Below are 24,153 nucleotides of genomic sequence, written 5' to 3'. Positions count from 1 at the left end.
CTCCTGGCCCATCCGTGCGTCTGACCGACCCCGGACCCCGTCCGTGCGGGCGTGCGGGCGTGCGGGCGTGCGGCCGACCCGGACCCGTCCGTGCGGGCGTGCGGGCGTGCGGGCGTGCGGCCGACCCGGACCCGTCCGTTACGTACGGCGGGCCCCCGGGCCCATGCGTGCGGCCGGACCGGCGCGTCAGCGTGCCGCGGTGGGCAGGCGGAGGCGGCCGTCGTGGACCTCCGCCGTCTGGTCGACGGCGGTCAGGTGGGTGCGGTCGTGGGTGACCAGGACCGTGGCGGTCGCCCGCTGATGGGTGAGCCGGGTGATCAACTCGATGACGGCGGCGCCGCGTTCGTGGTCGAGGGCGCTGGTGGGCTCGTCGACCAGGAGCACGGTGGGGTCGTTCATCAGGGCGCGGGCGATGTTGACCCGCTGACGCTGGCCGCCCGAGAGCTGGTGGGGCCGCCGCCGGGCCTGGTCCACCAGGCCGACCGCGTCGAGGAGTTCGAGTGCGCGGGTGCGGGCCCCGGCCGGTCGGCGGCCGTCGATCTGCGCCATGACCTGGAGTTGCTCGACCGCGGTGAGCGACGGCACCAGGTTGGGCTGCTGGAAGACGATCCCGATCTTGTGCCGGCGCAGCTCGGTCAGCTCCGCGCGGCTCATTCCGGTGGTGGTGGTGCCGTCGACGGTCACGGTGCCGTCGTCGGGCGTGATGAGGGTGGCGGCCACGGCGAGGAGGCTGGATTTCCCGGAGCCCGACGGCCCCACCACGGCGGTCAGGCTGCCCTTCGGCACGTCGAGGCCGACCCGGTCCAGGGCGGTCAGACGGCTGTCGCCATCGGGGTAGGTCAGGGTGATGTCGGTCAGGTTGAGGCTCATCGGGCGCTCCCCAGAGCGGTCAGCGGGTCGACGGACGTGATGCGGCGGATGGACAGGGCGGCCCCGAGCGCGCCGAGCAGGATCATCACCGCGGCGGGTACGAGGACGGTGGCGGGCGTGAGGAGGAACGGCACCGCGCCACCGGCGAGGAGGGCGCCGAGCCCGGCGGCGACCGCGGTGCCGAGCAGCGTGCCGCCGGTGAGCAGGACGAGGGCCTGGCCGAGGGCGTCCTTCAGCAGGTTGGCCGTGGAAGCGCCGAGCGCCTTGAGGACGGCGACGTCCGCGCTGCGCTGGATCGTCCAGACGGTGAAGAACGCACCGATGACCAGGGCCGAGATGGCGAAAAGGAAGCCGCGCATCAACTGCAGCGAACCGTTCTCGGAGGTGTACGAGCCGATCGCGGACAGGGAGTCCTGCTTGGAGACGGTCTCGGTGCCCGCTGCCCGGTCCGCGGCGCCGAGGTCGGCGCCCGAGTCGGCGTTCAGGGCGATCACGGTGGCGGCCGGGCCGTCGGCCGTGGTGGGCGGTGCGGCCTTCCGCCAGGTCGTCAGGCTGGTCCAGACGACGGGCGTGTGGCTGAAGGAGGCGTCTCCCCGTACGGCGGCCACGGTCAGCTGCTGCCCGGCGAGCGTGAGGGTGTCCCCGGGCCGCAGGCCGAGGTCGTCGGCCGCCGTGGTGGACAGCACAGCGGAGGTGTCGTCGATCCTGCCGCTCTCGGGGGCCAGAGAGGAGCCGGGCCGCACGCCGAACGCGGAGACGCCGGTGCTCCGGTCGCCGGCCGTGGCCTTGGTCGTGGTGATGCCCAGCGGTTCGGCGGAGGTGACTCCGGGCGTCCGCGCCCACTGACGCCACTGCTCGTCCGTGACGGTGGAGTTGGCGTACGACAGGTCCTGTCCGCGGCCGGGGGCGTTGAAAGCGATCTTGTCGGCGGGCAGGCCGGTGACGGCGGAGATGTTCTGCTGCCCCAGGCCGGCGGTCAGCCCGGACAGCAGGCCGACAAGCAGGGTGATCAGCACGATGACGGTTCCCATCAGGGCGAAGCGCCCCTTGGCGAACTTCAGGTCTCTCCAGGCGACGAACACGGCTCGGCCTACTCCTTCACGTGGTGGATTTCGAAAGCGACTCCACCGTCGCCGTCGACCCCCTGCTCGGGCATCTGGCGCAGGACGGGAGCTCGGGGATCGAAGGGCGGGAGGCGAGTTGTAACTTTCGATGGAGGCCGCTTCGGGTCCGGCTCCTTAGGCTGGAACGACTGTGAACGCCACCGCCCTGTCCCTGACCCCGACCACCCGGATCCTGGCCTGGTGCCTGCACCTGCTGATCGTCGGCCTGCTCGCCCTGACCGCCGTCCGCGCGGTGGCCGACGGCCGGCCGCACGCGGGGGCGGTCATCACCGTGACCGTGGTGTGCGCCCTGGTGTACGCGGCGGGCCCGCTGCTGCCTCGGATACGGCGGTCCCGGTCGGCCGCCGCGTGGTGGCTGGTCGGTGTGGGCGCCTGCTGGCTGGCCCTGCTCGCCCTGTCGGCCGACGGGGTGTGGGTGGCGTTCCCGCTGTACTTCCTCCAACTCCACCTGCTGCCCCGCCGTGCCGGGCTGCTCGCGGTGCTCGCGACGGCGGTGGCGGCGATCGCCGCGTTCGCCGCCCACCAGGGCTCGTTCAGCGCGCCCATGGCGATCGGCCCGGCCCTGGGAGCGGCGGTGGCCGTCGCCGTGGTGTGGGGGTACCAGGCCCTGTACCGGGAGAGCGAGGAGCGCCGGAAGCTGATCGAGGAGCTCACCGCCACCCGTGCCGACCTGGCCGCCGCCCAGCACACCGCGGGCGTCCTGGCGGAGCGTGAACGCCTGGCCCGGGAGATCCACGACACCCTCGCCCAGGGACTGACCAGCATTCAGCTGCTGCTGCGCGCCGCCGAGCGGGCCCTGCCGGAAGCGCCGGGCAACGCCGCCCGCCATGTGGACCAGGCGCGGCAGGCCGCCGTCGACAACCTGGCCGAGGCCCGCCGCTTCGTCGCGGCGCTCACCCCGCCCGCCCTGGAGGGCACCACGCTGGCCGGCGCCCTGGAGCGGCTCTGCGCCACCACGTCCGCCCGGCACCGGCTGACCGCGCGTTTCCGTCTCGACGGCGAGCCGGTGCCGCTGCCGATCGCGCACGAGGTGGCGCTGCTCCGCATCGCCCAGTCCGCCCTTGCCAATACGGTCCAGCACGCCGGTGCCGAAACCGCTGATGTCACCTTGTGTCATCACCGTGGCCGCGTCGCCCTCAGCGTCGTCGACGACGGCGCCGGATTCGCCCCGGACCGGCTGCCCGCCCCAGACCCGGAGAGCGGCGGCTTCGGGCTGGCCGCGATGCGCGCCCGGATGCACGCCCTCGGCGGCACCTTCACCCTCGACTCGGCCCCCGGCCGGGGCACTTCCCTGACCGCCGAGCTTCCCCTGGAACCCGGTACGGAATCGAGTACGGACCCCCGTACAGACCTCCGTACAGACTCCCGTACAGAACCCCACACAGCCCCCCGCGCCGACAGCGAACCCGAGGCCGACCGATGACCGAGAGCCCCATCCGCCTGCTGCTCGCCGACGACCACCCGGTGGTGCGGGCCGGGCTCCGGGCCGTTCTGGAGACGGAGCCCGGCCTCACCGTGGTCGCCGAGGCCGCCACCGCCGAGGAGGCGGTCACGCGTGCCGCCCTGGGGGACATCGACGTCGTCCTGATGGACCTGCAGTTCGGCCGCGGCATGGGCGGGGCCGAGGCCACCGCCCGGATCACCGAGCGGCCCGGCGCGCCCCGCGTCCTGATCGTCACCACGTACGACTCCGACGCGGACACCCTGCCCGCGATCGAGGCCGGCGCCACCGGCTACCTCCTCAAGGACGCCCCGCCCGAGGACCTCGCGGCGGCCGTCCGCACGGCCGCCACCGGGCGGACGACGCTCGCCCCGGCCGTCGCCGACCGTCTGATGCACCGGCTCCGCACCCCCGCCACCACGCTGACCCGGCGCGAGACCGAAGTCCTGTCCCTTGTGGCCGAGGGCCTGTCCAACCAGGCGATCGGCGGCCGGCTGCACCTCACCGAAGGCACGGTCAAGTCCCACCTGGCGCGCATCTACGCGAAGCTCGACGTCGACTCCCGCACCGCGGCGGTGGCGACGGCGACCGGGCTCGGCCTCATCCGCCGCTGAACCGGTCCCCGCCAACTCCCGTACCCCGCCCGGCAGTCGGCGCGGGCGCCGTACGGAAGTCGTCCGCGCGCAGACCGCGCAGCGCGCGCCGCACCCCCCTCGGGCGGGCCGGGCCCGGCACCAGGCGCCAGGTGCAGGCCGCGCGCCGGCGGACGTGCCGGGCGACCTTCCCGCCGCGGCCGCGCGGAGCGCCCGTACGGCGGGACGGGCGGGTGCCGAGCAGCAGCACGTCGGACTCCCGGTGGGCGACCTTGCACAGCGCCGGGCCCGGCCGGTCGCGTACGACGAGACGGCGCACCGTGACGCCCTGCGGGTCGCCGCCGAACGCCTCGTCGAAGGCGCGGTCGAGGCAGATCCTGGCCTGGGTCTTCCACAGGGCGGCCCAGACCCGGTCCGGGTGGCGCAGGTACAGGCCCTCGCCCTCGGGCGGCTCCCAGGCGTGCACGGCGACCAGGGTGCGGCCGGAGCGGCGGGCCTCGGCGGCGCCCGCGCGCAGGGCGGCCAGGCTCGCGAGGGAGCCGCTCACGCCGACGACAACCCGTCCGGGATCACCTCCCGCGGCCACCTCACCGACGTACTCCACCGTGCTCTCCCGCACCATCGCCGCCTCCTCCCACAGCCAGTCCGATCCAGGCCACTTCCCTCGCGGGGGCCGACCACTGCGCCCAGTCTGTAGAGTGATTGGCCCGCCCAGTAGGGCCAATCACGAGGAGTTGGCATGGCGAAGATGCAGGTGGTCCGTTCCGTGGACAGCACCCTCGGCAGCCGTCGGCTCGCGGGGCTCCTCACCGCGACCGCGGGCGAGCGGCCCGGCTACCGCGCCCTGGCGCAGGGCGTCCGCACCCTGCTGCTCGACGGCCGGATCGCCCTGCGCACCCGGCTGCCCGCCGAGCGCGAGCTCGCGACGGCCCTCGGTATCAGCCGGGCCACGGTCACGGCGGCGTACGACCTGCTGCGCTCGGACGGCTTCGCGCACAGCAGGCGCGGCTCGGGCACCTGGACCGCCCTGCCCGAGGGCCGGCGGCCCAGCAACGTCGCGTACGCGGAGACGGACGACGTCATCGATCTGGCCATGGCCGCCCCGTACGCACCGCAGGGCGCGCTCGCCGAGGCGCTCGCCGCGGTGACGGGTTCGATGGCCCGGCACGCGGCGACGGCGGGCTACCACCCTTACGGGCTACCGGAGTTGAGGGCGGCGGTGGCGGAGCGGTTCACGCGCCGCGGACTGCCCACGCTGCCCGAGCAGATCCTGATCACCTCCGGCGCCCAGCAGGCGGTGTCGCTCACCCTGTCGCTCCTGGCCCGGCCCGGCGACCGGGTCCTGGTGGAGAACCCCAGCTACGCGAACGTCCTCGACGCGGTCCGCAGGGGCGGGCTGCGGGCGATCCCCGTGCCGGTGACGGACGATGGCTGGGACGCCGAGGTGGCGGAGTCGACGCTGCGGCAGGCGGCGCCCCGACTCGCCTATCTCGTACCGGACTTCCACAATCCGACGGGCCGCCTGATGCCCGTGGGGCAGCGCCAGCGGATTCTCGACACGGCGCGCCGCACCGGCACCTGGCTGCTCATCGACGAGACCCTCACGGACATCGCGCTCGACGTCCCGCCGCCCGCGCCGTTCGCCTCGCTCGCCGGGCACGGTGTGGGCGAACAGCTCGTCACCGTCGGCTCGTTGAGCAAGACGCACTGGGGCGGACTGCGGATCGGCTGGGTGCGGGCGAGCACGCAGATGATCACCGAGCTGGCCACCCACCGCGTGCCGACGGACATCGCGAGTTCCGTCCTCGACCAGCTCCTCGCGACCGAGCTGATCGAGCGTACGGACGCGGTGCTCAAGGAGCGGCTGCCGCTGCTTCGCTCCCAGCGGTCGGCGCTCGCGGCCGCGCTCGCCGAGCAACTCCCCCAGTGGCGCTGGCAGTTGCCGCCCGGCGGGCTCTGCCTGTGGGTGGATCTGGGCGCGCCGATCTCCTCGGCCCTGGCGACGGCGGCACTCGACCACGGCGTACGCGTGGAGGGCGGCTCGCGCTTCGGCGCCGATCCGGGCACGCACGAGCACCGCCTGCGCATCCCCTACGCGCTGCCCGCCGAGCTCTGCGTGGAGGCGGTGAGCCGACTGGCCAGGGCGCTGGCGGCAGGACTGCCGACGGCCGACGGTGAGAGCAGGCGCCGCCACTGGGTGGCCTGACCCGCCACCCGCCACCCGCCACCCGCTTCACGCCGAGGCGGGGCCCGGTCCCCCGAAGACGTCCACCGCTTCCCGTACGTCGGTGAGCGCGCCGGTCAGGGCGCTCACCGAGCCGACGGAGCCCGCGATCAGGAGCAGCGAGCGGCGCAGCCGCGGCACCTCGGGGGCGCCGTGCGCGGCCATCGCGGCGAGCGCGGCCAGTTCGTCCTCGGCGATGCCGCGGTCCGGGAACTCGGCCGGGTACGCGGCCAGTTCGCGGCGCAGCCGGGACACGGCGGAGCGCAGTCGCTCCACCTTCGGATCCATGTCACCGCCCACCACCGGTCGTCTCTGTCGCACGCTTCGCAACACAGCTCATCCCCCTCGCACTCGGTCGTGCGCCCGTTCTCGTGTCAGGTGGATCTGATGCTTCAGGTGGATCTGATGCCTCAGGTGGATCTGGCGGTTCCGCCACGCCCACCGCGGTTCCCCCGCGCCTCCGGTCCCCCTGGCCCCTGCCTTCAAGACGGGGCCTGCCTGCGATGGTCGGTCGCCGGGGACGCGGGTCAGTAAACGCCACGCGGCGGCGCGCTCGCCACTCCCGTGACTGAATTCGACCACCTCGCCCCGTGTCCGGGACTGAGCGAAGTGTTCCGTTCCGTTCCGCGCGACAGCGAAGGCGTTCGTAGGCTGGCGGTATAAGCGGGTCGCGGCTCGACGGGCCGGACCGGCACGACGGAGTTGGCCGAATCGCGGAGGCTGAGCCATGAGGGAAAGCGAGCCGGCTGCGGTAAAGGCACCGCGCATCGCGGGGCTGCTGCTCGCCGCGGGCGGCGGGCGCCGGCTCGGCGGCCGGCCGAAGGCGCTGCTGCCGTACCGGGGCCGCCCCCTGGTGGAGCACGCGGTGCGGGTGTTGCGTACGGGCGGCTGCGCCGACGTGCACGTGGTCATCGGGGCGGCGGCCGATCGCGTACGGGAGGAGGCCGCGCTCGACGGCTGCGTCCTGGTCGAGAACCCGGAGTGGGAGCAGGGCATGGGCTCGTCGCTGCGGGCCGGGCTCGCCTCGCTCTCGGCGGGGGCGGCGCAGGCGGCGCTCGTCTCGCTCGTCGACCAGCCGGGCATCGGCGCGGAGGCCGTACGCCGAGTGGTGGCGGCCTGCGCGTCCCCGTCGAGCCTGGTGTGTGCCGCGTACGACGGCAGGCGCGGGCATCCCGTGCTGTTCGGGGCCGAGCGCTGGGCGGGGATCGCGGCGGCGGCGACCGGGGACCGCGGGGCGCGCGCCTATCTGCGGGAGCACGAGGCGGAGATCACGCGCGTCGAGTGCGGGGACGTGGCCGAGGCGTACGACATCGACACGGAGGCGGATCTGGTGCGGTTGAAGTGAGCGCGGGCGGTGACCCGGTGCAGTGGGCGCGGGCGGTGACGCGGGCCGTGAGCGGGGGCGGTGGCCCCGGCAATGGGCCCCGCGGTGTGAACCGACCGCATTCCCGGGCAGTGAACATGGAGTGATCGGAATGGCACTCAGAGCCATGTTCTGTCGACTCGGAGAATCTCGACATCAACACACCTTGAACTTCCACTATGAGGAAACTACTATCCACTGGTCAGAAGCGCCCCGCGCTCCGGCGGCCTAGAAGCCGGTTATGCCCCTTCGCGGCACTCAGTGCCGTGTTCTGGCCACCCGTCTTCCGGTGTCGCAGCGGCTCCGAGGCCTTCGGGCCGCACCCGTTCATCCCGCTGAAGGAAGTGACAGCTCATGTCCGCACCAGCGCCGTCCCCGCTGGCCATCGTCGACGCCGAGCCCCTGCCTCGGCAGGAAGAGGTCCTCACCGACGCCGCCCTCGCCTTCGTGGCGGAGCTGCACCGGCTGTTCACGCCCCGGCGTGACGAGCTCCTCGCCCGCCGCGCCGAGCGCCGCGCCGAGATCGCCCGCACTTCAACGCTCGACTTCCTCCCGGAGACCGCTCGGATCCGTGAGGACGACTCCTGGCGCGTGGCCCCCGCGCCCGCGGCCCTGAACGACCGCCGCGTGGAGATCACCGGTCCCACCGACCGCAAGATGACCATCAACGCCCTCAACTCGGGCGCCAAGGTCTGGCTCGCCGACTTCGAGGACGCCTCGGCCCCCACCTGGGAGAACGTGGTCCTCGGCCAGGTCAACCTGAAGGACGCCTACGCCCGGAACATCGACTTCACCGACCCGAAGTCCGGCAAGTCGTACGCCCTCAAGGACACCGACGAGCTGGCCACCGTCGTGATGCGCCCGCGCGGCTGGCACCTGGAGGAGCGGCACCTGAAGTTCGACGGCCGCGCCGTCCCGGGTGCGCTGGTCGACTTCGGCCTGTACTTCTTCCACAACGCCAAGCGCCTCATCGAGCTCGGCAAGGGCCCGTACTTCTACCTGCCGAAGACCGAGTCGCACCTGGAGGCCCGCCTCTGGAACGACATCTTCGTCTTCGCCCAGGACTACGTCGGCATCCCGCAGGGCACCGTCCGCGCCACCGTCCTGATCGAGACGATCACGGCCGCGTACGAGATGGAGGAGATCCTCTACGAGCTGCGCGACCACGCGAGCGGTCTCAACGCCGGGCGCTGGGACTACCTCTTCTCCATCGTCAAGAACTTCCGTGACGGCGGCGCCAAGTTCGTCCTGCCGGACCGCAACGCGGTGACGATGACCGCCCCGTTCATGCGCGCCTACACCGAGCTGCTCGTGCGCACCTGCCACAAGCGCGGTGCGCACGCGATCGGCGGCATGGCGGCGTTCATCCCGTCGCGCCGGGACGCCGAGGTCAACAAGGTCGCGTTCGAGAAGGTCAAGAACGACAAGGACCGCGAGGCCGGCGACGGCTTCGACGGCTCCTGGGTCGCCCACCCCGACCTGGTGCCGATCGCCATGGCCTCCTTCGACGCGGTGCTCGGCGACAAGCCGAACCAGAAGGACCGGCTGCGCGAGGACGTCGACGTCAAGGCGGCCGACCTCATCGCGATCGACTCGCTCGACGCCAAGCCCACCTACGACGGCCTGCGCAACGCCGTCCAGGTCGGCACCCGCTACATCGAGGCCTGGCTGCGCGGCCTCGGCGCCGTCGCGATCTTCAACCTGATGGAGGACGCGGCCACCGCCGAGATCTCCCGCTCGCAGATCTGGCAGTGGATCAACGCCGGTGTCGTCTTCGAGAACGGTGAGACCGCCACCGCCGAGCTGACCCGCAAGGTCGCCGCCGAGGAACTCGCCAAGATCCGCGAGGAGATCGGCGACGAGGCCTTCCAGGCCGGCAACTGGCAGCAGGCGCACGACCTGCTCCTGACGGTGTCGCTCGACGCCGACTACGCGGACTTCCTGACGCTGCCCGCGTACGAGCAGCTGGCCGGCTGAGTCCGACCGCGCCTCACCGTGCCCCCGTGGCGCGCCCCAGCGGCGCCCGCGGGGGCACACCCGTGTCCGGGCCCCGCTGCCGAAAAGCTTCGGCCAATCGGCCGACGCGCCAACTTGCCCTCCCCGCACGGCCGTTGATGGACTGCTCGATCTACTACGGGGAAGGCGGTACGGGATGGACAAGCAGCGGGAGCGCGGGGTCGCCGTCGTCGGCGGCAGCATCGCGGGGTGCGCGGCGGCGCTCGCGGCCCGGCGCGGGGGCGCGGACACGGTCACGCTCTACGAACGCGCGCCGGGCCGGCTGGGCGAGCGCGGCATGGGCATCGCCGTGCACGACGCGCGGTACGCGGAGCTGGAGGCGGCGGGCTACCTGGACGCCGCGATGCCGTGGGTGCAGCTGAACCACCGGCACTGGTATGTGCGGGACGCGGCCTGCCCGGACCCGCTCGGCCGCCGGATCGCAGGGACGGTCTTCCCCTTCCGTACGTACAACTGGGGTTCTCTCTGGCACGAGTTGCGGGGCCGGATGCCCGCCGGGACGGAGATCCGCTCCGGTACGCCGGTGACGAAGGTGACCCGCGACGGCCGCCGCGCAGCGGTGCATACCGCGGCGGGCGCGGAGGAGTACGACCTGGTCGTGGGCGCGGACGGGCACCGCTCGGTGGTGCGGGCCGCGGCGTTCGCGCAGGTGGAGCCGCGGTTCGCGGGCTATCCGGCCTGGCGCGGCGCCTTCCCGGTGGAGCGGCTGCCGGATCCGGAGCGCTGGCCGGCCGACGCGTGCGCGTATGTGGTCTTCCCCGGCGGCCATCTGATCGTCTACCGCATCCCGACGGGCCCGGCCGACCCGCCGGGCCACCGCGTCAACTGGGTGCTCTACACGGCCCCTTCGACCGGTCTGGCCCGCACGCCGGGCGCCCCGGACGCGCACGACGACACCCTCGACGACGCGCAGCGCGAGCGCCTCGCCCGCTTCGCCGACGCGCTGCTGCCGCCGTACTGGGCCACGCTCCTGAAGGCCACCGCGCGCGAGGAGCTCGCGGTGCAGACGCTGTACGACTTCACCGCGCCGCGCTACACCTCGGGACCGCTGCTGCTGCTCGGCGACGCGGCGACCGTGGCCAGGCCGCACACCGGCGCGGGCGCGGTCAAGGCGCTGCAGGACGCCTCGGCACTGGAGCGCGCCCTCACGGGGACTGATGACCTGGGCACGGCGCTCGACGCGTACGACGACGAGCGCACGCCCACCGGCCGGACCCTGGTCGACCTGGGCCGCCGCCTGGGCGACGCGCTCGTGGCCCGTACGCCGGACTGGCTGGCCCTCGACCAGCGGGCCCTGGAGGAGTGGTGGCAACGGGCGGACGGCTCGGGGGCGTTCGGCGGCGGACGGCTGCGCTGACGCTCCCGAGCGCGTCTTCTACTTGTCGAGTCCTACTTGTCGAGCGGCGTCAGGCAGAGCGCGACGTCGGAACGGCCGCGCGTGTACTCGATGGTGAACTTGGACTGGCCCGCCTTGCAGGTGAGGCTGCCCGCCGTGAAGCCCTCTTCGGCGACCTTGTACTGGGCCTTCGCGTCGGAGCAGTCGACGACGCGGATGTCGGGCTCCGCGTCCGTGCCGAGCCGCTGCACGCACTCGCCGACGTCGGCGCCGGTGGCCGAAGTGTCGTTCTTCGCCGTGTCCTTGGCGTCCTCGACGGTGTCGCCGTTCGTGGCGAACTTCCAGATGCCGACGACGATCACCGCGATGACGACGGAGACGACCTTGACGACCTTCTGGTTGAGCCCGCCGCCTCGCCTTGGCGGCTGCGGTTGCGGCTGGCCCTGGTAGGGCTGTTGCGGGGGCTGCTGCCCGTAAGGCGGTTGGCCGTACGGGGGTTGACCGCCGTACGGGGGCTGGCCGTACGGGGGTTGGCCGTACGGGGGTTGGCCCTGCTGCGGGTACCCGTACTGCTGCTGCGGGCCCTGGTGGCCGTACGGGTTGGGGTAGCCGCCCTGGGGCGGAGGCGTGGACATGGGGGGCCTCTCGGATTCGGAGACGCCGGTTCATGATCCACCGGCGGTCCCCGTAAGTTAGCCGCTTTCCCGGAAGGCCGTTGTCAGTGGTCCGGGGCACCATGGAGTGCACGGGGAGACGGTGTGGAAGGGGTGGGCCGATGACGGGACGGCTGACCGCGGGCCAGCGGCGGATCGTGGCCGGTGCGGACGATGTGACGGGCCGGATCACCGGCTCCGAGGCGCAGTTGGCGGGCCTGGTCCGACTGGGCCTGGCGTTCCGGCACGCCCGGCCGCCGCGGGCGCACTTCCTCACCCCCGCCGGACACCGGGCGCGGGCCGAGCTGTCGAGCGCCGCCCCACCCGCGGCGGCGCCGGTCACCGACACCAGGGGCGCGGTGTTCGCCGCCCGCACCGGGGCCGAGCCGGACGCGCCGGTGGCGGGGCCCGCACGGCTCCGCGAGGTGCACAGTGCCTGGCAAGGTCTCGTGGAGCTGCGCCGGATGACGAACGCCGACGGCGCCCTGGACCGCCCCTGCGCCTGGGAACGCGGCCACCTCGTGCAGGCCGCCGCGCTGGCCCTGGAGGCGGCGGGCGGAACCCCGGCGTCCGGCGCGGGGGCGACCGCGACGCCCGGCTATCGCGTCACGGCGACGGACCAGCCCGAGGCAGTCGCGGTGCGGGTGATACCCGGCCGGACCGGGGCCCCCGCCGTGGGGCCGGAGGACGTACGGGCCGAACTCACCGTGTGCGCGGGCGCGTTGGAGCGCGCGGGCTGGCAGGTGAGCGAGCACGGCGAGCGGGGCGGGGGCCGACTGCTGCTCGCCTCACCGCGCCGCGTCTGAACCGCACACCGCTGCGTGGCGGCGCGAAGCGCACACATGACCACCGGCCTCCTGGGCAACCGAGGAGGCAGCGCGCACGACGAGGGGGGCAGATGCAGCGACCAAACGAGCGGGACAGCAAGCCGAACCGCGAGCCGAACCGCGATTCGCACCGCGAGCCGAACCGCGATTCGTACCGCGACCCGTACTTCGACAACGCCAAGTACCTCACCATCGTCCTGGTGGCCTGCGGTCACGCCTGGGAGCCGCTCACGTACGGCAGCCGCGCCGCCACCGCGCTGTATCTCCTCGTGTACGCCTTCCACATGCCGGCCTTCGCCCTCATCTCCGGCTATTTCTCCCGGAGTTTCGACCTCGGGCCCGGCCGGGTGCGGCGGCTGATCGCGAGCGTGGCCGTGCCGTACGTCGTCTTCGAGGTCGCGTACACGCTGTTCTACCGCTGGGCGGAGGACGATCCCGGCTATCCGATCAGCCTGCTCGATCCGTGGTACGTGATGTGGTTCCTGCTCGCCCTGTTCATCTGGCGGCTGACCACACCGCTGTGGCTGCTGATCCGGTGGCCGGTGGCCGTCTCGCTCGCCGTGGCCGCGCTGGCCTCCGCCTCGCCCGCGCTCGGCGGGGACCTGGCGCTGCAGCGGGTGCTCGGGTTCCTGCCGTGCTTCGTGGCCGGACTGATGCTGAGACCGGAGCACTTCACGTGGCTGCGCCGCCGCCGGGTGCGGATCGCGGCGCTCCCGGTCCTCGCGGGCGCCCTGGTCGCGCCGTACGCGGTGGCTCCGTGGTTCGACGCCGGCTGGCTGTACCACCGCGGGGACGTCACCGGGCGCGGCGTGCCCGCGTGGGCGGGGCTCGTGGCGACACCGGCGCTGTTCGCGCTCGCGCTGCTGCTCACCGCCTGCTTCCTGGCCTGGGTGCCGGGCCGCCGACTGTGGATCACGGCGCTCGGCACGGGCACGCTGTACGGCTACCTGCTGCACGGTTTCCTGATCAAGGCCGCCCACTTCTGGGACTGGTACGACAGGCCGTGGCTGCACACCCCCGCCCGGTGCACTCGCCGTGACAGCGCTGGCGGTGGGCGGGATCGCGCTGCTCTGCTCTGCGCCGGTGCGCCGGGTGTTCCGGCCGGTGGTGGAGCCGCGGGTGCCGTGGCTGTTCCGTGCGCCCGCCGCGGACCCGAATGCCGTCCCTGTCAGTGCCGTTGGGCATGATGGCCGCGCGCCGCCCCCTCGGTGACGCGCACCGGCGTCGAGCGAAGGAAAGACCGTGACCGAAGCGTTCTCCGTACCTGTGACCGTCCGTGGCTACGAGACGGACGTCCAGGGACACCTCAACCAGGCCGTGTATCTGCAGTACGCCGAGCACGCCCGCTGGTCGCTGCTCCAGGCCGCCGGGATCGGGCAGAACGATCTGGTGGGCCAGGGCGTCGGCCCGGTCGTCCTGGAGACCACGATCCGGTATCTGCGCGAGCTGCACGCCGGGGACGACGTCACGGTGAGCTGCGCGTTCCAGTGGGGCGAGGGCAAGTCGTTCCGGATCACGCAGACCATCCGCAAGGCCGACGGCACGGTGTCGGCGGAGCTCTCCGGAGTGGGCGGCCTGATGGACCTGAAGGCCCGCAGGCTGGTGGCTCAGCCGCAGGACCACTTCCGTACGCTCGCGAAGCGGCCGGAGCTGTTCGGCCTCTGAGGGACCCGAGGGACCTGAGGGACCTGAGGGACCCGAGCCGGGGGCCGGGCGGAAGGCCCCGGCGCGCCCTCCTCTACCCTGGGTGCGGGCCGTGACTGGCGCTGAGGTGGAGTACCACCGGGGAGCGGCCCGACGGTCTCCGTCGCCGTACGGCCCCGCGAGGGGTGCGTACGCTGCCGCGCGCCTGGGCGAGATCCGCAGTTGATGCCGACGACGCCCGGGAGCACCCCATGGCCGCACAGCCCACGAAGACCCAGCCGCAGCCCGCGACCGCCGAGACCACGACCGCCGAGACCGCGAAGCTCATGGACGGCAGCGCCGTCGCCCGCCGCATCGTGGAGCGCACCGCCGCCCGCGCCGCCGCCCTGACCGAGCGCACCGGCGCCACCCCCTGTCTGGCGACCGTGCTCGTCGGCGAGGACCCGGCGTCGGTGACGTACGTACGGATGAAGCGGAACCGCTGCGAGAAGGCCGGGATCCGCTCCCTGCACGTGCCGCTGCCCGCCGGGACGACCACCGAGGAGCTGGTCGCGAAGCTCACCGAACTGTCCGCCGACCCGGAGGTGCACGGCATCCTGCTCCAGCACCCGTGCGGCGAGCACATCGACGAGCGGGCCGCGTTCGAGGCGATCGCGCCGGAGAAGGACGTCGACGGCGTGACGATGCGGTCGTTCGCGGCGATGGGCTTCGCGCTGCCCGGCTTCGCGTCCTGCACGCCGGGCGGCATCATGCGCCTCCTCGACGCGTACGACGTCGACCCGACCGGCAAGCGCGCCGTGGTCGTCGGGCGCAGCGCGATCCTCGGCAAGCCGGTCGGCATGATGCTGCTCGCGCGGGACGCGACGGTCACGTACTGCCACTCGCGCACCCGGGAGCTGTCGTCCCTGGTGCGGGAGGCGGACATCCTCGTCGCGGCGGTCGGGCGGCCGGAGTTCATCCGCGGCGCGGACATCAAGCCGGGCGCCGTGGTCATCGACGCCGGGTACAACGAGGGCAACGTCGGCGACGTCGAGTTCGCCGCGGCGGCCGAGCGGGCGAGCCTGATCACGCCGGTGCCGGGCGGCGTCGGCCCGATGACGATCGCGGTGCTCCTGGAGCAGACCCTGGACGCCGCCGAGCGGCAGCTGGGCGTGGCCTCCGCCTGAGGCCTCCGCGGAGGTCCCGGTGTACGGTCGGTCCCGGTCGCGGCGCCCCGGGGGTGTCGCTCGGGTGCCCGGCCAGGAACCGCCCGTACGCAGGGGAGATGACCCACGATGAGCCCGCGCCGGAGCCCCGGATCCGCTGGGGAGCCGACCTTCACCGAGCGGGCCCGCCGCGAGCAGCTCGTGGCGTGCACGATCGAGCTGATCGCGAGCCGCGGCTACCCGGCGGCCTCGCTCTCCGCCATCGCCGAGCGCGCGGGCCTGTCGAAGGCCGCGGTGCTGTACCACTTCGGCTCGAAGGACAAGCTGACGCGGGCAGCGTTCGAGCATGTCGTGAGCCGGTTCGCGGCCCATGTGCGGGAGCGGGTGGCCGCCGCGCCGGATCCGCGGGCGGCGATCGTCGCGTACGTGCGCGCGATGGTCGGCTATCAGCAGGCCCACCGGAGCCATGTCCGCGTGATCACCGAGACCCTCCTCGACGACGCGGGCGGCACCCGCCTGAAGACACCGGGCGGGCACGCGGCCACCGGTCGGCTCGACGGGCTCGTGGAGCTGCTCGTCGCGGGCCAACAGGCCGGTGTGTGCCGGGAGTTCGCGCCGCGCGTGGTCGCCCTGGCGGTGGGCGGCGCGATCGACGGGGTGGTCGCGGCCTGGCTCTCGGACCCGGATCTCGACCTGGACGCGGCGGCCGATGAGCTGGTCGAGTTCACGCTGCGGGCGATCGACGCGTGACGCGTTGCGCCTGACGCGTCCCACCTGAGCCTGACGCCTGCTCAGGACACCGTTCTGCGGGCGAACTCCGGTGCGTGTTCCGGTCGTACGCCCATGCCACCCACGTACGCGGCCACTCCCTGGAGGAGCCGGGAGCGACGCAGGGCGCGCAGCGGCAGGGGGAGCGGACGGTGGTCGAGGGTGCCGTCGAGGGCGGGGCCGATCAGCATGTCGTGCTCGGCGAGCTGCGACTTCTGCGTGACGGCCATGGGCAGTTCGCGCCGCTTCTGCACCCGCGCGAGCTCGGCCTCGGTGACCCGGCCGCGGCGCAGCGGACCGGCGATGATGCGGGCGGCGGCCACGGCGTCCTGCACGGCGAGGTTGACGCCGACGCCGCCGACCGGGGACATGGTGTGCGCGGCGTCGCCGATGCAGAGCAGCCCGTCGGTGTACCAGCGGGGCAGCCGCCCCATCGTCACGTCGAGCATCTTCACGTCGTCCCAGGAGCGGATGGCGTCGGTCGACTCCGGCCCCCAGCCGAAGAGTTGGGCCAGCCGGTCGCGCAGTTCGCGTATGTCGTGGCGGCGGTGGGCGGCGTCGGTGCCCTTCTCGATGAGGTAGGAGGTCTGGTAGTAGTCGCCGCGGTCCATGGTGACGGCGACCTGTCCGGAGCCGAAGTGCCCGAAGACCCGCCCACTGTGCGCGGCGTCCGGGCCGGGGGCGGGCACGCGGATCTGCCAGACGTCCATGGGCACGGGGAAGTTCCGCTGCCGCAGTCCTGCCGCCGCGGCGGCGACGGAGCCGCGCCCGTCGCAGGCGACGACGAGGTCGGCCGAGAGTTCGCCCGGGGCGCCCTGAGCATCGGTGCTGCGTACGCCCGTGACGCGGCCCGCGGAGTCGGTGAGCAGGCCCGTGACGGCGGTGCTGCGGCGCAGGGTGAACGTGGGCTCGTCGGCGGCGGCTTCGGCGAGCAGGTTGAGGAAGTCCCACTGCGGGACCATCGCGATGTACTTGTGCCGTATCCGGCCGGGCATGCGCCCGAAGTCCGCCATGGTCACGGTGGTGGCGCCGATCCGGATCCGCATCTCGTCCAGGCGGCGCGCGGGCAGCTTCTCGAAGCGGGCGCCGAGGCCGAGTTCGTCGAGCAGGCGGAGCGTCGAGGGGTGGACGGTGTCGCCGCGGAAGTCGCGCAGGAAGTCCCGGTGCTTCTCCAGGACGGTGACCCGCACTCCGGCGCGGGCGAGCAGCAGCCCGAGCATCATGCCCGCGGGTCCGCCGCCCACGATGCAGCACGTCGTACGTTCCTGGGTCATCGCAGTACCTCCACAGCAGGGCTGACCGACTGGACAGCAATCTAACCGATCGGTCAGACGGGGTCTCGTCACCACCCGCAGATCGATCGAAATGCGGGTGGTGGTCGGGGTGCGGTGAGCGGCCGTTAGGGTGACCGCAGCCCAGGAGGACGTGGACCACGAGGAGTCATGCAGTGCGGGAGGACCGGCGGCTGCCGCTGCCGATCAGTGCGGACCGGGGCCGTTGGGCCACGGTCCGTCCCGCGCGCACGGTTCTCGGCGTGGTGCACAACATCACCTCCGCGACCCGGCTCCTCGATCTGCTCGCGGCCTTCGAGGGCGACGAACGCGTGCAGGTCGTCTTCTCCTGCACCGGTTCGTCCGCCCTCGACTCCGGGGTGACGGAATTCTTCGCGGAACGCGGAATGGTGTACGTGCCGTGGGAGGAGGCGAGAGACTCCGAGGAGTTCGATCTCGCGATCGCGACGAGCAGGGGCGGAGACCTGCACCGGCTCCGAACTCCCCTTGTCAGCACGCCACATGGGGCCGGATACAATAAGAAGCTGGCAAGAAACCGGAAACCGGAAACCGGAAACCGGAAACCGGAACCGGAACCGGACTCCGGGGCTTTCGGGCTTACGGAAGAGTGGCTGGTGCACGACGGGAAGCTGATTCCGTCGGCCATCGTCCTCTCCCACTCAGAGCAGCTCGACCGCCTCGCCGAAAGCTGCCCGCAGGCCCTCCCCGCAGCCGTGGTCGCCGGAGACCCCGTGATCGACCAGCTCAGAGCCGCCCTGCCGTTCCGTGAGCAGTACCGTCGCGCCTTCGGCCTCGAACCGGGAGAACGGCTCGTCGTCGTCTCCTCCACGTGGGGGCCCGGCTCCATACTCGGCTCGCCGTCGCGCGACGTGATCCTCCGGGCCATCGCCGAACTCCCCACCGACGAATTCCGCGTACTCGTCACAGCCCATCCCGGCGCCTATTACGCCCACAGCCCCTGGCAATGGCACCACTGGCTGGCCCCGATGCTGGATTCCGGACTGCTCCTGCCCGCACCCGAGACGGAGACCTGGAAAGCAGCACTGTGCGCCGCCGACTTCCTGATAGGCGACCACGGTTCGGTGACTCTGTACGGGCAGACCCTCGGAATTCCCTGCGTCCTGGGCGCATTCGACAGCGCGACCGTCGCACCGGATTCCCCGATGCACCACCTGGGCGAACAACTCCCCCGCCTCCGCCGCGGCACCCCACTCGCCCGACAGCTCGCCGAAGCAGAAGCGCAGGCTCAGGTCCCGACGTACGACCCCATCACCTCACGGCCGGGCGAGGCCGCCGGGCTCCTGCGTACGTTGTTCTACTCCTGGCTCGACCTCCCCGAACCGGAACAGCCCGCCATCACGCGCGCGGTCCCCGTACCTCCGGGCCCGCCCGCACGCCGCGCACTCCCCCACCTGCCCGCCCAGTACGTGACCGCGGACGTGCACCTGTCGGAGGGCGCCGCGGAACTCACCCTGCGCCGCTACCCCGCCGCCCACCAGCGCACCCAGAGCGCCCACCTCACGTCCGCCCACCTCGCCGCGGACGTCGACGACCCCGACCAGCGCCTGCCCCGCACCGCCGACGTACTCCTCGTACCGCTCGACCGGCGCCCGGACGCCCGGACGTACGCGGCACGATTCCCGCACCACGACCTGCTTGCGTACGAGGAACCCGGCCATGGGTGCCTGGCCGCCTCGACCAACTCCGGCTCTCTGCAGGCTCGTTGGGCACGGCGTCCCGCCTGGGCCGACTTCGGTGTCGCCGCTTCCGTGGTCCACACGCTCCTGACGCACACAGGGGGCGGGCATGCCCGGCTCGTACGGGTGCGCGCCGGTGAGCAACAGGACGTCGGGGTGCTGGAGTTGCGCCCCGCCTGACTCCTGCATGACTCCCGCCTGGCTCCCCCGACACCCCGACACCCCGGCACCCCGGCACCCCGACACCCCGCGACCTCAGCCGTCGAGGCGCTCCTGTGCCTCCTCCGCCCGGGGGCTGCCGAGTTCCGCGAACACGTCCCGGGCGTGCGCCCAGTCCGCCTCCGCCGCGTCGCGGTCGCCGAGTTCCTGGTGGACGTCGCCGCGCAGCAGCAGGACCACCGCTCGCTGATACGTCGCACCGGCCGTGCCCGCGTCGGCCTCGTTCAGGCAGCGCAGTGCGGACTCCGGCTGCCCGCAGGCCAGGCGGTCCTCGGCCTGACGCCACCAGGTCTTGGCGATGTTGAAGTGGTCGGGGCCGGTCGGGAGCAGCTCGAACTCCTCGCGCGCGAGGGCGAATTGCCGCTCGGCGTCGTTGTGCCGGTTCAGGGCCGAGTACGCGCGAGCCGCGTGGAAGGTGAGCAGGGCGTGGCCGCGCGGGTGGACGATGCCGTCGAGGGCATCCTTGGCCCGGGTGAGGCAGTCGAGGGCCCGCGTGCCGTGCTTCAGCTTCAGGGCGAGCAGCCCCAGGGCTTCGAGCAGGCTGGACTCGGTGCGCCGCCACCCTTCCCCCCGCTCTCCGGTACGCACCAGACGCAGGCCCGCCTCCAACTGCTCGCGGGCCAGGCGCGGGTCGTCCTCGTCGAGGCTCCAGCGGTCCAGGTGGGCGAAGCCGAGCTGGAAGTGCATCCGTGCGACGGCGAGCGGATCGTCGAGGCAGGACTGGGCCGCTGCGAGGCCCGCGCGGTGCGAGTCGATCCACTCCGTGTGGCTCGCCGTCCGCAGGTAGAAGCTCCACAGCCCTTGGCAGAGCCGCCAGGCGTGCCGGTGCCGGCCGGTGGCGTGCGCGAGGAGCACGGCGGGCACGAGCGCGTCCCGCCGACGGGCCAACTGCTCCTCGGCGCGGCTTGCTTCGGCTCGTGGCGCGCTCTCCCTGCGCGGGGCGACGTACTCCGGGTCGTACAGCCAACGCGCCGACAGCGCCGCCTCGCAGCGCTCCACGTACTCCAGGAGGTGCGCGAAGAACCCGTCCCGGAGCTGTTCGCGCTCCGTGGGCTCCTCGTCCTGTTCGGCGCGGGTCAGGGCGTGGTCGTGGACGAGGGGTTCGAGGCGGTACGCGTCCTGCGCGGCGCGCTCCACGAGGCTGCCGTCCCTCAACTCCCGCAGTGCGCCCCGCACTTCGGACGTTCTCCAGGCCGGGAGGAGCGTGCACAAGGTGTCCACCTGGACCCGTCCCGACGGCAACAGTCCGAGGACGCGGTACAGCCGGGCGGGCTTCGGGGCGAGACGGTCGTACGCGAGGTCGAGGGTGGCGTACAGCGAGTGCTCGTCGGTCATGTCCAGGAGCTCCCGCCTCGTGTCGCGGTGTGCGAGCAGGTCGCCGATGTCGTCGAGGACGCCGGGGTCCGGGGAGCGCAACTGTCCGGCGACGATCCGCAGCGCCCAGGGGTTGCCCCCGACGTTCCGGGCCAGCGGACGCAGTCGGCCGGGGTCGGTGGCGATGCCGCTGACCCGGGCGAGCAGCTCCACCGAGTGGTCGAGGCCCAGCGGGGGCACCGGCAGGGGTGCGAAGTCCGGGGAGCTGTCCAGGTGCCGGGGCGCCTCGCGGCCGGTGATGACGACGGCACTGCCGGGCGTACGGGGAAGCAGCGGCTCGATCTGGCTGCGCGTCTCGGCGTTGAAGAGGAACACGAGGACCGGCCCCTGGTCGCGGTGCACCCGGGCGCACGCCGCCCGGAAGGCCGCCGCTTTCCCGGCCAGGCCGCCGGGCCGGTCCGCCGGGGGCACCGCGAGCTGGGCCAGCCAGCCGTCGAGGACCGCGGCGGGGTCGGCGTGCGCGCCGTCGGCGTTCCGGCCCAGGTCGGCTTCGAGCGGGGGCGTGGCGAAGTGCCCGGCACGGGAGTGCGCCCAGCGCAGGGCCGTCGTACGGCGGCCGGTGCCGCGCAGTCCGGCGAGGAACATCACCGCGGACACTTCGGCTTCCGCGCACCGGGACCAGTGCGCCTCCATGGCGTCGAGGAGCTCCTCGTGGTTGACGTAGTGCAGGATGTTCGCCCCGAACGCGGCCGGCGGACCCGCGCTGCGGGCATCGCGCACCACCTCCTCGACATGCTCGGCGAACGCCGGGTCCTCGCGCATCAACTCCTCGAATTCGTCGGCCAGTTGATGCTCGACGGCCCCTTCCACGGTCTCGTCGCCCGCCTCGCGCCCCTCCAGGAGCGCACGCCGCAGCCGCTCGACGGTCTGCTCGGCGTCCCGCCCGTCGGCGGTGCGGCCGTTGTGCCGTCCGCGCCGGAAGAGCCCGAGGAGCCGGGCCTTGGTCCAGCCGAACCCGTCCGACACGAGCAACGTGACCACACTGCTCGCGCACACCCCCGCCAACGTGGCGATCTCCTCCATGCAACTCCCTTTCCCCACACGCCGGTACGCGCGCCCGCGCCCCCAACCGTAGAGATCATCCCGCCCCACCGGCACTGGATCGGACCGATCAGACCGGATCGGACCGGATCGGACCGGCACCACCAACCGATCGAAACGCTCAACTCCCTTGCATCTATTGAGCGTTCGATCGCCCCATGCTAGAAACGCCCCGTACGCAGCGCACCCGCAAGGCCATCCCAAGGCCATCCCAAGGCCATCCCAAGGCCCCCGCAGAGCGTCTCCCTCTCCAAGGAGCCCCCATGCGCAAGCGACGTACCGGTGCCCTCGTTGCCGCCTCCTGTTCCCTCGGGCTCGTCACCGCGAGTCCCGCTCAGGCATCCGTCATCTGGGACGGGGACGCCGGGCAGGGGACCGGCGCATTCTCGTCCACGCTCTGCGACTCGCCCGGGAGCGTAGTGGCGCAGGACAACGGCGACGGGCGCGGGCAGGTGTTCAAGTTCAACAAGCCGCTGGGCCTTGAGCGTTGCGAGGTGCACGGGATCCGGGTCGGCGGCTCCCGGTACACGTTCCGGAACGACAGCACGTACTGGATCGGTTGGGACACCTCCACCAACACCCCGGACGCCGGGACGATCTTCCAGTGGAAGTCGTACGGCACGGGCGACCAGCACCAGCAGAACTACCCGGTGCTCATCAAGGTCGAGGGCGGGCAGCTCAAGCTGTTCCACATCGAGGTCGGCGAGAAGTGGACGCTGAAGTGGTCCACGCCCGTCGCGACCAGCACGTACAAGCGGATCGTGCTCGGCATCCACACCTCCGACGAGGCGTCCACCGGCTGGGTTGCGGCGTTCTACAACGGCACCAAGGTCGCCGAGTTCTCCGGCCGCACCTGGGACGACCTCGGCAACGACACCCGGTTCGGGACGTACGGGGCCGAGGTGAAGGACAAGCGCGTCATCAACTGGATCGACGGGCTCAAGGTCGGTACGGAGTACGGCGACGTGGACTAGCGTGCCCCGCATGGGTGCGACTTCCTTGCGCAGCAGGGCCGTAGGCGCCGTTCTGCTCGCCGCCGTGACGCTCACGGCGTGCGGCGGCAGCACCGACGACGGAAAGGCACTGAGCCCCAGCCCGAAAACGTCACCGACACCTCGACCGACACCGAGCCCCACGCCCTCCCTCACCGCCGAGGACGGCCACGACATCAAGGCCTGCGCGGACGCCGACTGCGAGGTGCTCATCTCGGAGCCGGTCGAGGTGAGCTTCGACGGACCCGGCGGGAAGGCCGCCCTCTCCGTCACCGAGGTCGGGCCGGACAAGGTCGCGTACACCGTGAAGTCCGCGAACGGCCGCTCGCGGGGCAGCGCGAGCGGGCCGGGGCAGGGATGCCTGACGGTCCTACGGGAGAACGGCAGCGGCAACTCCTGCGGCAGAGTCGGCACTGCGGCACCCGAGGCCCAACCCGACGCCGTGGTCGTCCAGTTGGCGGCCGGGGAGGACGGCACCGCGCTGCTCCATCTCGTGTCCGACTGACCCCAGCCCCGACCCGTACGTACGCACCCTCACGCCGAGCGCGACAGCGTCCCCGGATCCACCGCGTGCAGGAACGGCAACCCCCGTGCGTACCGGGCGAGTTCGTCGATGGCCGTGTCCGCGAGGCGGTGCAGTTCGCCGCCGATGGATCCGGCGAGATGCGGGGTGAGGAGGACGTTCGGGAGGTCGAAGAGGGGCGAGTCGGCGGGCAGCACCTCGGGGTCGGTGTGGTCCAGGACCGCGTGGAGGCGGCCCGTACGTACCTCCTCCGTGAGCGCCTCGGTGTCGACGAGCGAGCCGCGGGCCGTGTTGATGAGCGTCGCGCCGTCCGGCATCAGGGCGAGCCTGCGGGCGTCGAACAGGTGCTGGGTGGACGGGAGTTGGGGCGCGTGCAGGGACACGATGTCGCTGCGCAGGGCGAGCGCGTCCAGGTCGACCGGCTCGACCCCGAGACCTGCCGCCTCCCCCGGACTGACGTACGGGTCGTGCAGCAGGACCCGTACGTCGAAGGGCGCGAGGAGTTCGATGACGCGGCGGCCGATGCGGGAGGCGCCGACGAGGCCGACGGTGCGGCGGTAGTTGCCGACGTCGGGGAAGCGTTCGATGAGGTTCACACGGCCGCGGGCGGTGCGGTAGGCGTGGGCGCCGGTCAGGACGCGTTTGTTGGCGAAGAGGATCGCGGCGAGCGTGTACTCGGCGACCGGCAGGGCGTTGGCCGCGGCGGCCGTCGTGACAGCGATGCCGCGCCGCCAGCACTCCTCGGTGACATGCCCCTTCACGCTCCCGGCGGCATGCACGACGGCCTTCAGCCGGGGCAGTCGCCGCAGCGCCGCCCGGTCCAGGGGCGGGCAGCCCCAGCCGGTGAGCAGCACCTCGGCCTCGCTCAATTCCCCGCCGAACAAGGGGTTTTGGAAGTCCGTCACGAGCAGGCCCGGCTCGATGCGCGCCACCTCGGCCAGGCGGCGCAGCGCGGCGGCCCCGAACACCGCGTCGCGCGTCTCCGGGCTCATGGCGAGCAGGGTGCGGGGG

At 72.8% G+C, this 24,153-nt stretch carries 21 protein-coding genes and 1 pseudogene; 14 read left to right on the top strand and 8 right to left on the bottom strand.

Features of this window, described 5'->3' with window-relative positions; translation table 11 throughout:
* Window positions 1–186: 186 nt before the first annotated feature.
* Together RCO28_RS23860 and RCO28_RS23855 are read right to left on the bottom strand one after the other, a co-directional pair.
* Window positions 187–870 carry an ABC transporter ATP-binding protein gene (locus RCO28_RS23860; protein WP_308943285.1) on the bottom strand — a complete coding sequence of 228 codons (684 nt, stop codon included), beginning with the start codon at window positions 868–870 and terminating at the stop codon, window positions 187–189.
* A complete protein-coding gene (locus RCO28_RS23855; RefSeq protein WP_308943283.1) occupies window positions 867–1,952 on the bottom strand; it encodes an ABC transporter permease in 1,086 nt (361 codons plus the stop codon). The genes RCO28_RS23860 and RCO28_RS23855 overlap by 4 nt, the downstream gene beginning before the upstream one ends.
* Window positions 1,953–2,124: 172 nt before the next feature.
* Between RCO28_RS23855 and RCO28_RS23850 the strand changes: the two genes are divergently transcribed.
* Window positions 2,125–3,417: a sensor histidine kinase gene (locus RCO28_RS23850; protein WP_308943281.1), complete on the top strand. Its 1,293-nt coding sequence runs from the start codon at window positions 2,125–2,127 to the stop codon at window positions 3,415–3,417.
* The gene (locus tag RCO28_RS23845; protein WP_308943280.1) at window positions 3,414–4,049 is read left to right on the top strand and encodes a response regulator transcription factor; all 636 of its coding nucleotides are present in this window, start codon (window positions 3,414–3,416) and stop codon (window positions 4,047–4,049) included. Before RCO28_RS23850 ends, RCO28_RS23845 begins: the two co-directional genes overlap by 4 nt.
* Here RCO28_RS23845 and RCO28_RS23840 read toward each other — a convergent pair.
* Window positions 4,036–4,650: a universal stress protein gene (locus tag RCO28_RS23840; protein WP_308943278.1), complete on the bottom strand. Its 615-nt coding sequence runs from the start codon at window positions 4,648–4,650 to the stop codon at window positions 4,036–4,038. The two genes, RCO28_RS23845 and RCO28_RS23840, sit on opposite strands and share 14 nt — an antisense overlap.
* Before the next feature lie 117 nt (window positions 4,651–4,767).
* Here RCO28_RS23840 and RCO28_RS23835 point away from each other — a divergent pair, with 117 nt between their 5' ends.
* The gene (locus RCO28_RS23835; RefSeq protein ID WP_308943276.1) at window positions 4,768–6,234 is read left to right on the top strand and encodes a PLP-dependent aminotransferase family protein; all 1,467 of its coding nucleotides are present in this window, start codon (window positions 4,768–4,770) and stop codon (window positions 6,232–6,234) included.
* A gap of 27 nt (window positions 6,235–6,261) precedes the next feature.
* On the opposite strand, the gene RCO28_RS23830 is transcribed toward RCO28_RS23835, so the two are convergent.
* A complete protein-coding gene (locus tag RCO28_RS23830) occupies window positions 6,262–6,555 on the bottom strand; it encodes a DUF5955 family protein (RefSeq protein WP_308943444.1) in 294 nt (97 codons plus the stop codon).
* A 424-nt stretch (window positions 6,556–6,979) separates the two neighbouring features.
* On the opposite strand from RCO28_RS23830, the gene RCO28_RS23825 reads away from it, so the two are divergent.
* The 3 genes from RCO28_RS23825 to RCO28_RS23815 all read left to right on the top strand — a co-directional run bounded on the left by RCO28_RS23825 (window position 6,980) and on the right by RCO28_RS23815 (window position 10,988).
* Window positions 6,980–7,597: a nucleotidyltransferase family protein gene (locus RCO28_RS23825; protein ID WP_308943275.1), complete on the top strand. Its 618-nt coding sequence runs from the start codon at window positions 6,980–6,982 to the stop codon at window positions 7,595–7,597.
* 372 nt (window positions 7,598–7,969) lie between these two features.
* On the top strand, window positions 7,970–9,592 hold the full coding sequence (gene aceB / locus RCO28_RS23820; protein ID WP_308943274.1) for a malate synthase A: 1,623 nt from the start codon (window positions 7,970–7,972) through the stop codon (window positions 9,590–9,592).
* Window positions 9,593–9,767: 175 nt separating this feature from the next.
* Entirely contained in the window at window positions 9,768–10,988 is a 1,221-nt protein-coding gene (locus RCO28_RS23815; protein ID WP_308943273.1) for an FAD-dependent monooxygenase, read from the top strand.
* A gap of 32 nt (window positions 10,989–11,020) precedes the next feature.
* Here the strand turns inward: RCO28_RS23815 and RCO28_RS23810 are convergent, their stop codons facing one another.
* The gene (locus RCO28_RS23810) at window positions 11,021–11,602 is read right to left on the bottom strand and encodes a hypothetical protein (RefSeq protein ID WP_308943272.1); all 582 of its coding nucleotides are present in this window, start codon (window positions 11,600–11,602) and stop codon (window positions 11,021–11,023) included.
* Between the two features lie 140 nt (window positions 11,603–11,742).
* Here RCO28_RS23810 and RCO28_RS23805 point away from each other — a divergent pair, with 140 nt between their 5' ends.
* From RCO28_RS23805 to RCO28_RS23785, 5 genes and pseudogenes are all read left to right on the top strand, one after another.
* Window positions 11,743–12,426, top strand: a complete 684-nt coding sequence (locus tag RCO28_RS23805; RefSeq protein WP_308943270.1) for a hypothetical protein — start codon at window positions 11,743–11,745, stop codon at window positions 12,424–12,426.
* 92 nt (window positions 12,427–12,518) lie between these two features.
* Window positions 12,519–13,659, top strand: a pseudogene (locus RCO28_RS23800) (acyltransferase family protein).
* A gap of 30 nt (window positions 13,660–13,689) precedes the next feature.
* Window positions 13,690–14,112: an acyl-CoA thioesterase gene (locus RCO28_RS23795; protein WP_308943268.1), complete on the top strand. Its 423-nt coding sequence runs from the start codon at window positions 13,690–13,692 to the stop codon at window positions 14,110–14,112.
* Between the two features lie 305 nt (window positions 14,113–14,417).
* Entirely contained in the window at window positions 14,418–15,257 is an 840-nt protein-coding gene (locus RCO28_RS23790; protein ID WP_308943443.1) for a tetrahydrofolate dehydrogenase/cyclohydrolase catalytic domain-containing protein, read from the top strand.
* Between the two features lie 108 nt (window positions 15,258–15,365).
* Window positions 15,366–15,986: a TetR/AcrR family transcriptional regulator gene (locus RCO28_RS23785; RefSeq protein WP_308943267.1), complete on the top strand. Its 621-nt coding sequence runs from the start codon at window positions 15,366–15,368 to the stop codon at window positions 15,984–15,986.
* Window positions 15,987–16,027: 41 nt separating this feature from the next.
* On the opposite strand, the gene RCO28_RS23780 is transcribed toward RCO28_RS23785, so the two are convergent.
* Window positions 16,028–17,278, bottom strand: a complete 1,251-nt coding sequence (locus tag RCO28_RS23780; RefSeq protein ID WP_308943265.1) for an FAD-dependent oxidoreductase — start codon at window positions 17,276–17,278, stop codon at window positions 16,028–16,030.
* A gap of 173 nt (window positions 17,279–17,451) precedes the next feature.
* Here RCO28_RS23780 and RCO28_RS23775 point away from each other — a divergent pair, with 173 nt between their 5' ends.
* On the top strand, window positions 17,452–19,173 hold the full coding sequence (locus tag RCO28_RS23775) for a hypothetical protein (RefSeq protein ID WP_308943264.1): 1,722 nt from the start codon (window positions 17,452–17,454) through the stop codon (window positions 19,171–19,173).
* Between the two features lie 75 nt (window positions 19,174–19,248).
* Here the strand turns inward: RCO28_RS23775 and RCO28_RS23770 are convergent, their stop codons facing one another.
* Entirely contained in the window at window positions 19,249–21,609 is a 2,361-nt protein-coding gene (locus RCO28_RS23770) for a hypothetical protein (protein ID WP_308943263.1), read from the bottom strand.
* A 281-nt stretch (window positions 21,610–21,890) separates the two neighbouring features.
* Between RCO28_RS23770 and RCO28_RS23765 the strand changes: the two genes are divergently transcribed.
* Together RCO28_RS23765 and RCO28_RS23760 are read left to right on the top strand one after the other, a co-directional pair.
* A complete protein-coding gene (locus tag RCO28_RS23765; RefSeq protein ID WP_308943262.1) occupies window positions 21,891–22,601 on the top strand; it encodes a heparin lyase I family protein in 711 nt (236 codons plus the stop codon).
* A 10-nt stretch (window positions 22,602–22,611) separates the two neighbouring features.
* On the top strand, window positions 22,612–23,124 hold the full coding sequence (locus RCO28_RS23760) for a hypothetical protein (RefSeq protein WP_308943261.1): 513 nt from the start codon (window positions 22,612–22,614) through the stop codon (window positions 23,122–23,124).
* A gap of 29 nt (window positions 23,125–23,153) precedes the next feature.
* Here RCO28_RS23760 and RCO28_RS23755 read toward each other — a convergent pair whose 3' ends face one another.
* A complete protein-coding gene (locus RCO28_RS23755; RefSeq protein ID WP_308943442.1) occupies window positions 23,154–24,134 on the bottom strand; it encodes a hydroxyacid dehydrogenase in 981 nt (326 codons plus the stop codon).
* Between the last annotated feature and the right edge of the window lie 19 nt (window positions 24,135–24,153).

This window comes from Streptomyces sp. LHD-70, from assembly GCF_031157275.1.
GTDB lineage: Bacteria > Actinomycetota > Actinomycetes > Streptomycetales > Streptomycetaceae > Streptomyces.
The sequence above is the reverse complement of the archived record's forward strand: the minus strand, read 5'-3'. Positions and strand labels throughout refer to the sequence as shown.

Excerpts from the sequence above, each read along its gene's own strand:
- RCO28_RS23860 (WP_308943285.1), bottom strand. The coding sequence starts at position 870 with ATGAGCCTCAACCTGACCGACATCACCCTGACCTACCCCGATGGCGAC.
- RCO28_RS23845 (WP_308943280.1), top strand. The coding sequence starts at position 3,414 with ATGACCGAGAGCCCCATCCGCCTGCTGCTCGCCGACGACCACCCGGTG.
- RCO28_RS23840 (WP_308943278.1), bottom strand. The coding sequence starts at position 4,650 with ATGGTGCGGGAGAGCACGGTGGAGTACGTCGGTGAGGTGGCCGCGGGA.
- RCO28_RS23835 (WP_308943276.1), top strand. The coding sequence starts at position 4,768 with ATGGCGAAGATGCAGGTGGTCCGTTCCGTGGACAGCACCCTCGGCAGC.
- RCO28_RS23825 (WP_308943275.1), top strand. The coding sequence starts at position 6,980 with ATGAGGGAAAGCGAGCCGGCTGCGGTAAAGGCACCGCGCATCGCGGGG.
- aceB (WP_308943274.1), top strand. The coding sequence starts at position 7,970 with ATGTCCGCACCAGCGCCGTCCCCGCTGGCCATCGTCGACGCCGAGCCC.
- RCO28_RS23815 (WP_308943273.1), top strand. The coding sequence starts at position 9,768 with ATGGACAAGCAGCGGGAGCGCGGGGTCGCCGTCGTCGGCGGCAGCATC.
- RCO28_RS23810 (WP_308943272.1), bottom strand. The coding sequence starts at position 11,602 with ATGTCCACGCCTCCGCCCCAGGGCGGCTACCCCAACCCGTACGGCCAC.
- RCO28_RS23805 (WP_308943270.1), top strand. The coding sequence starts at position 11,743 with ATGACGGGACGGCTGACCGCGGGCCAGCGGCGGATCGTGGCCGGTGCG.
- RCO28_RS23790 (WP_308943443.1), top strand. The coding sequence starts at position 14,418 with ATGGACGGCAGCGCCGTCGCCCGCCGCATCGTGGAGCGCACCGCCGCC.
- RCO28_RS23785 (WP_308943267.1), top strand. The coding sequence starts at position 15,366 with ATGAGCCCGCGCCGGAGCCCCGGATCCGCTGGGGAGCCGACCTTCACC.
- RCO28_RS23780 (WP_308943265.1), bottom strand. The coding sequence starts at position 17,278 with ATGACCCAGGAACGTACGACGTGCTGCATCGTGGGCGGCGGACCCGCG.
- RCO28_RS23770 (WP_308943263.1), bottom strand. The coding sequence starts at position 21,609 with ATGGAGGAGATCGCCACGTTGGCGGGGGTGTGCGCGAGCAGTGTGGTC.
- RCO28_RS23765 (WP_308943262.1), top strand. The coding sequence starts at position 21,891 with ATGCGCAAGCGACGTACCGGTGCCCTCGTTGCCGCCTCCTGTTCCCTC.
- RCO28_RS23760 (WP_308943261.1), top strand. The coding sequence starts at position 22,612 with ATGGGTGCGACTTCCTTGCGCAGCAGGGCCGTAGGCGCCGTTCTGCTC.
- RCO28_RS23755 (WP_308943442.1), bottom strand. The coding sequence starts at position 24,134 with ATGAGCCCGGAGACGCGCGACGCGGTGTTCGGGGCCGCCGCGCTGCGC.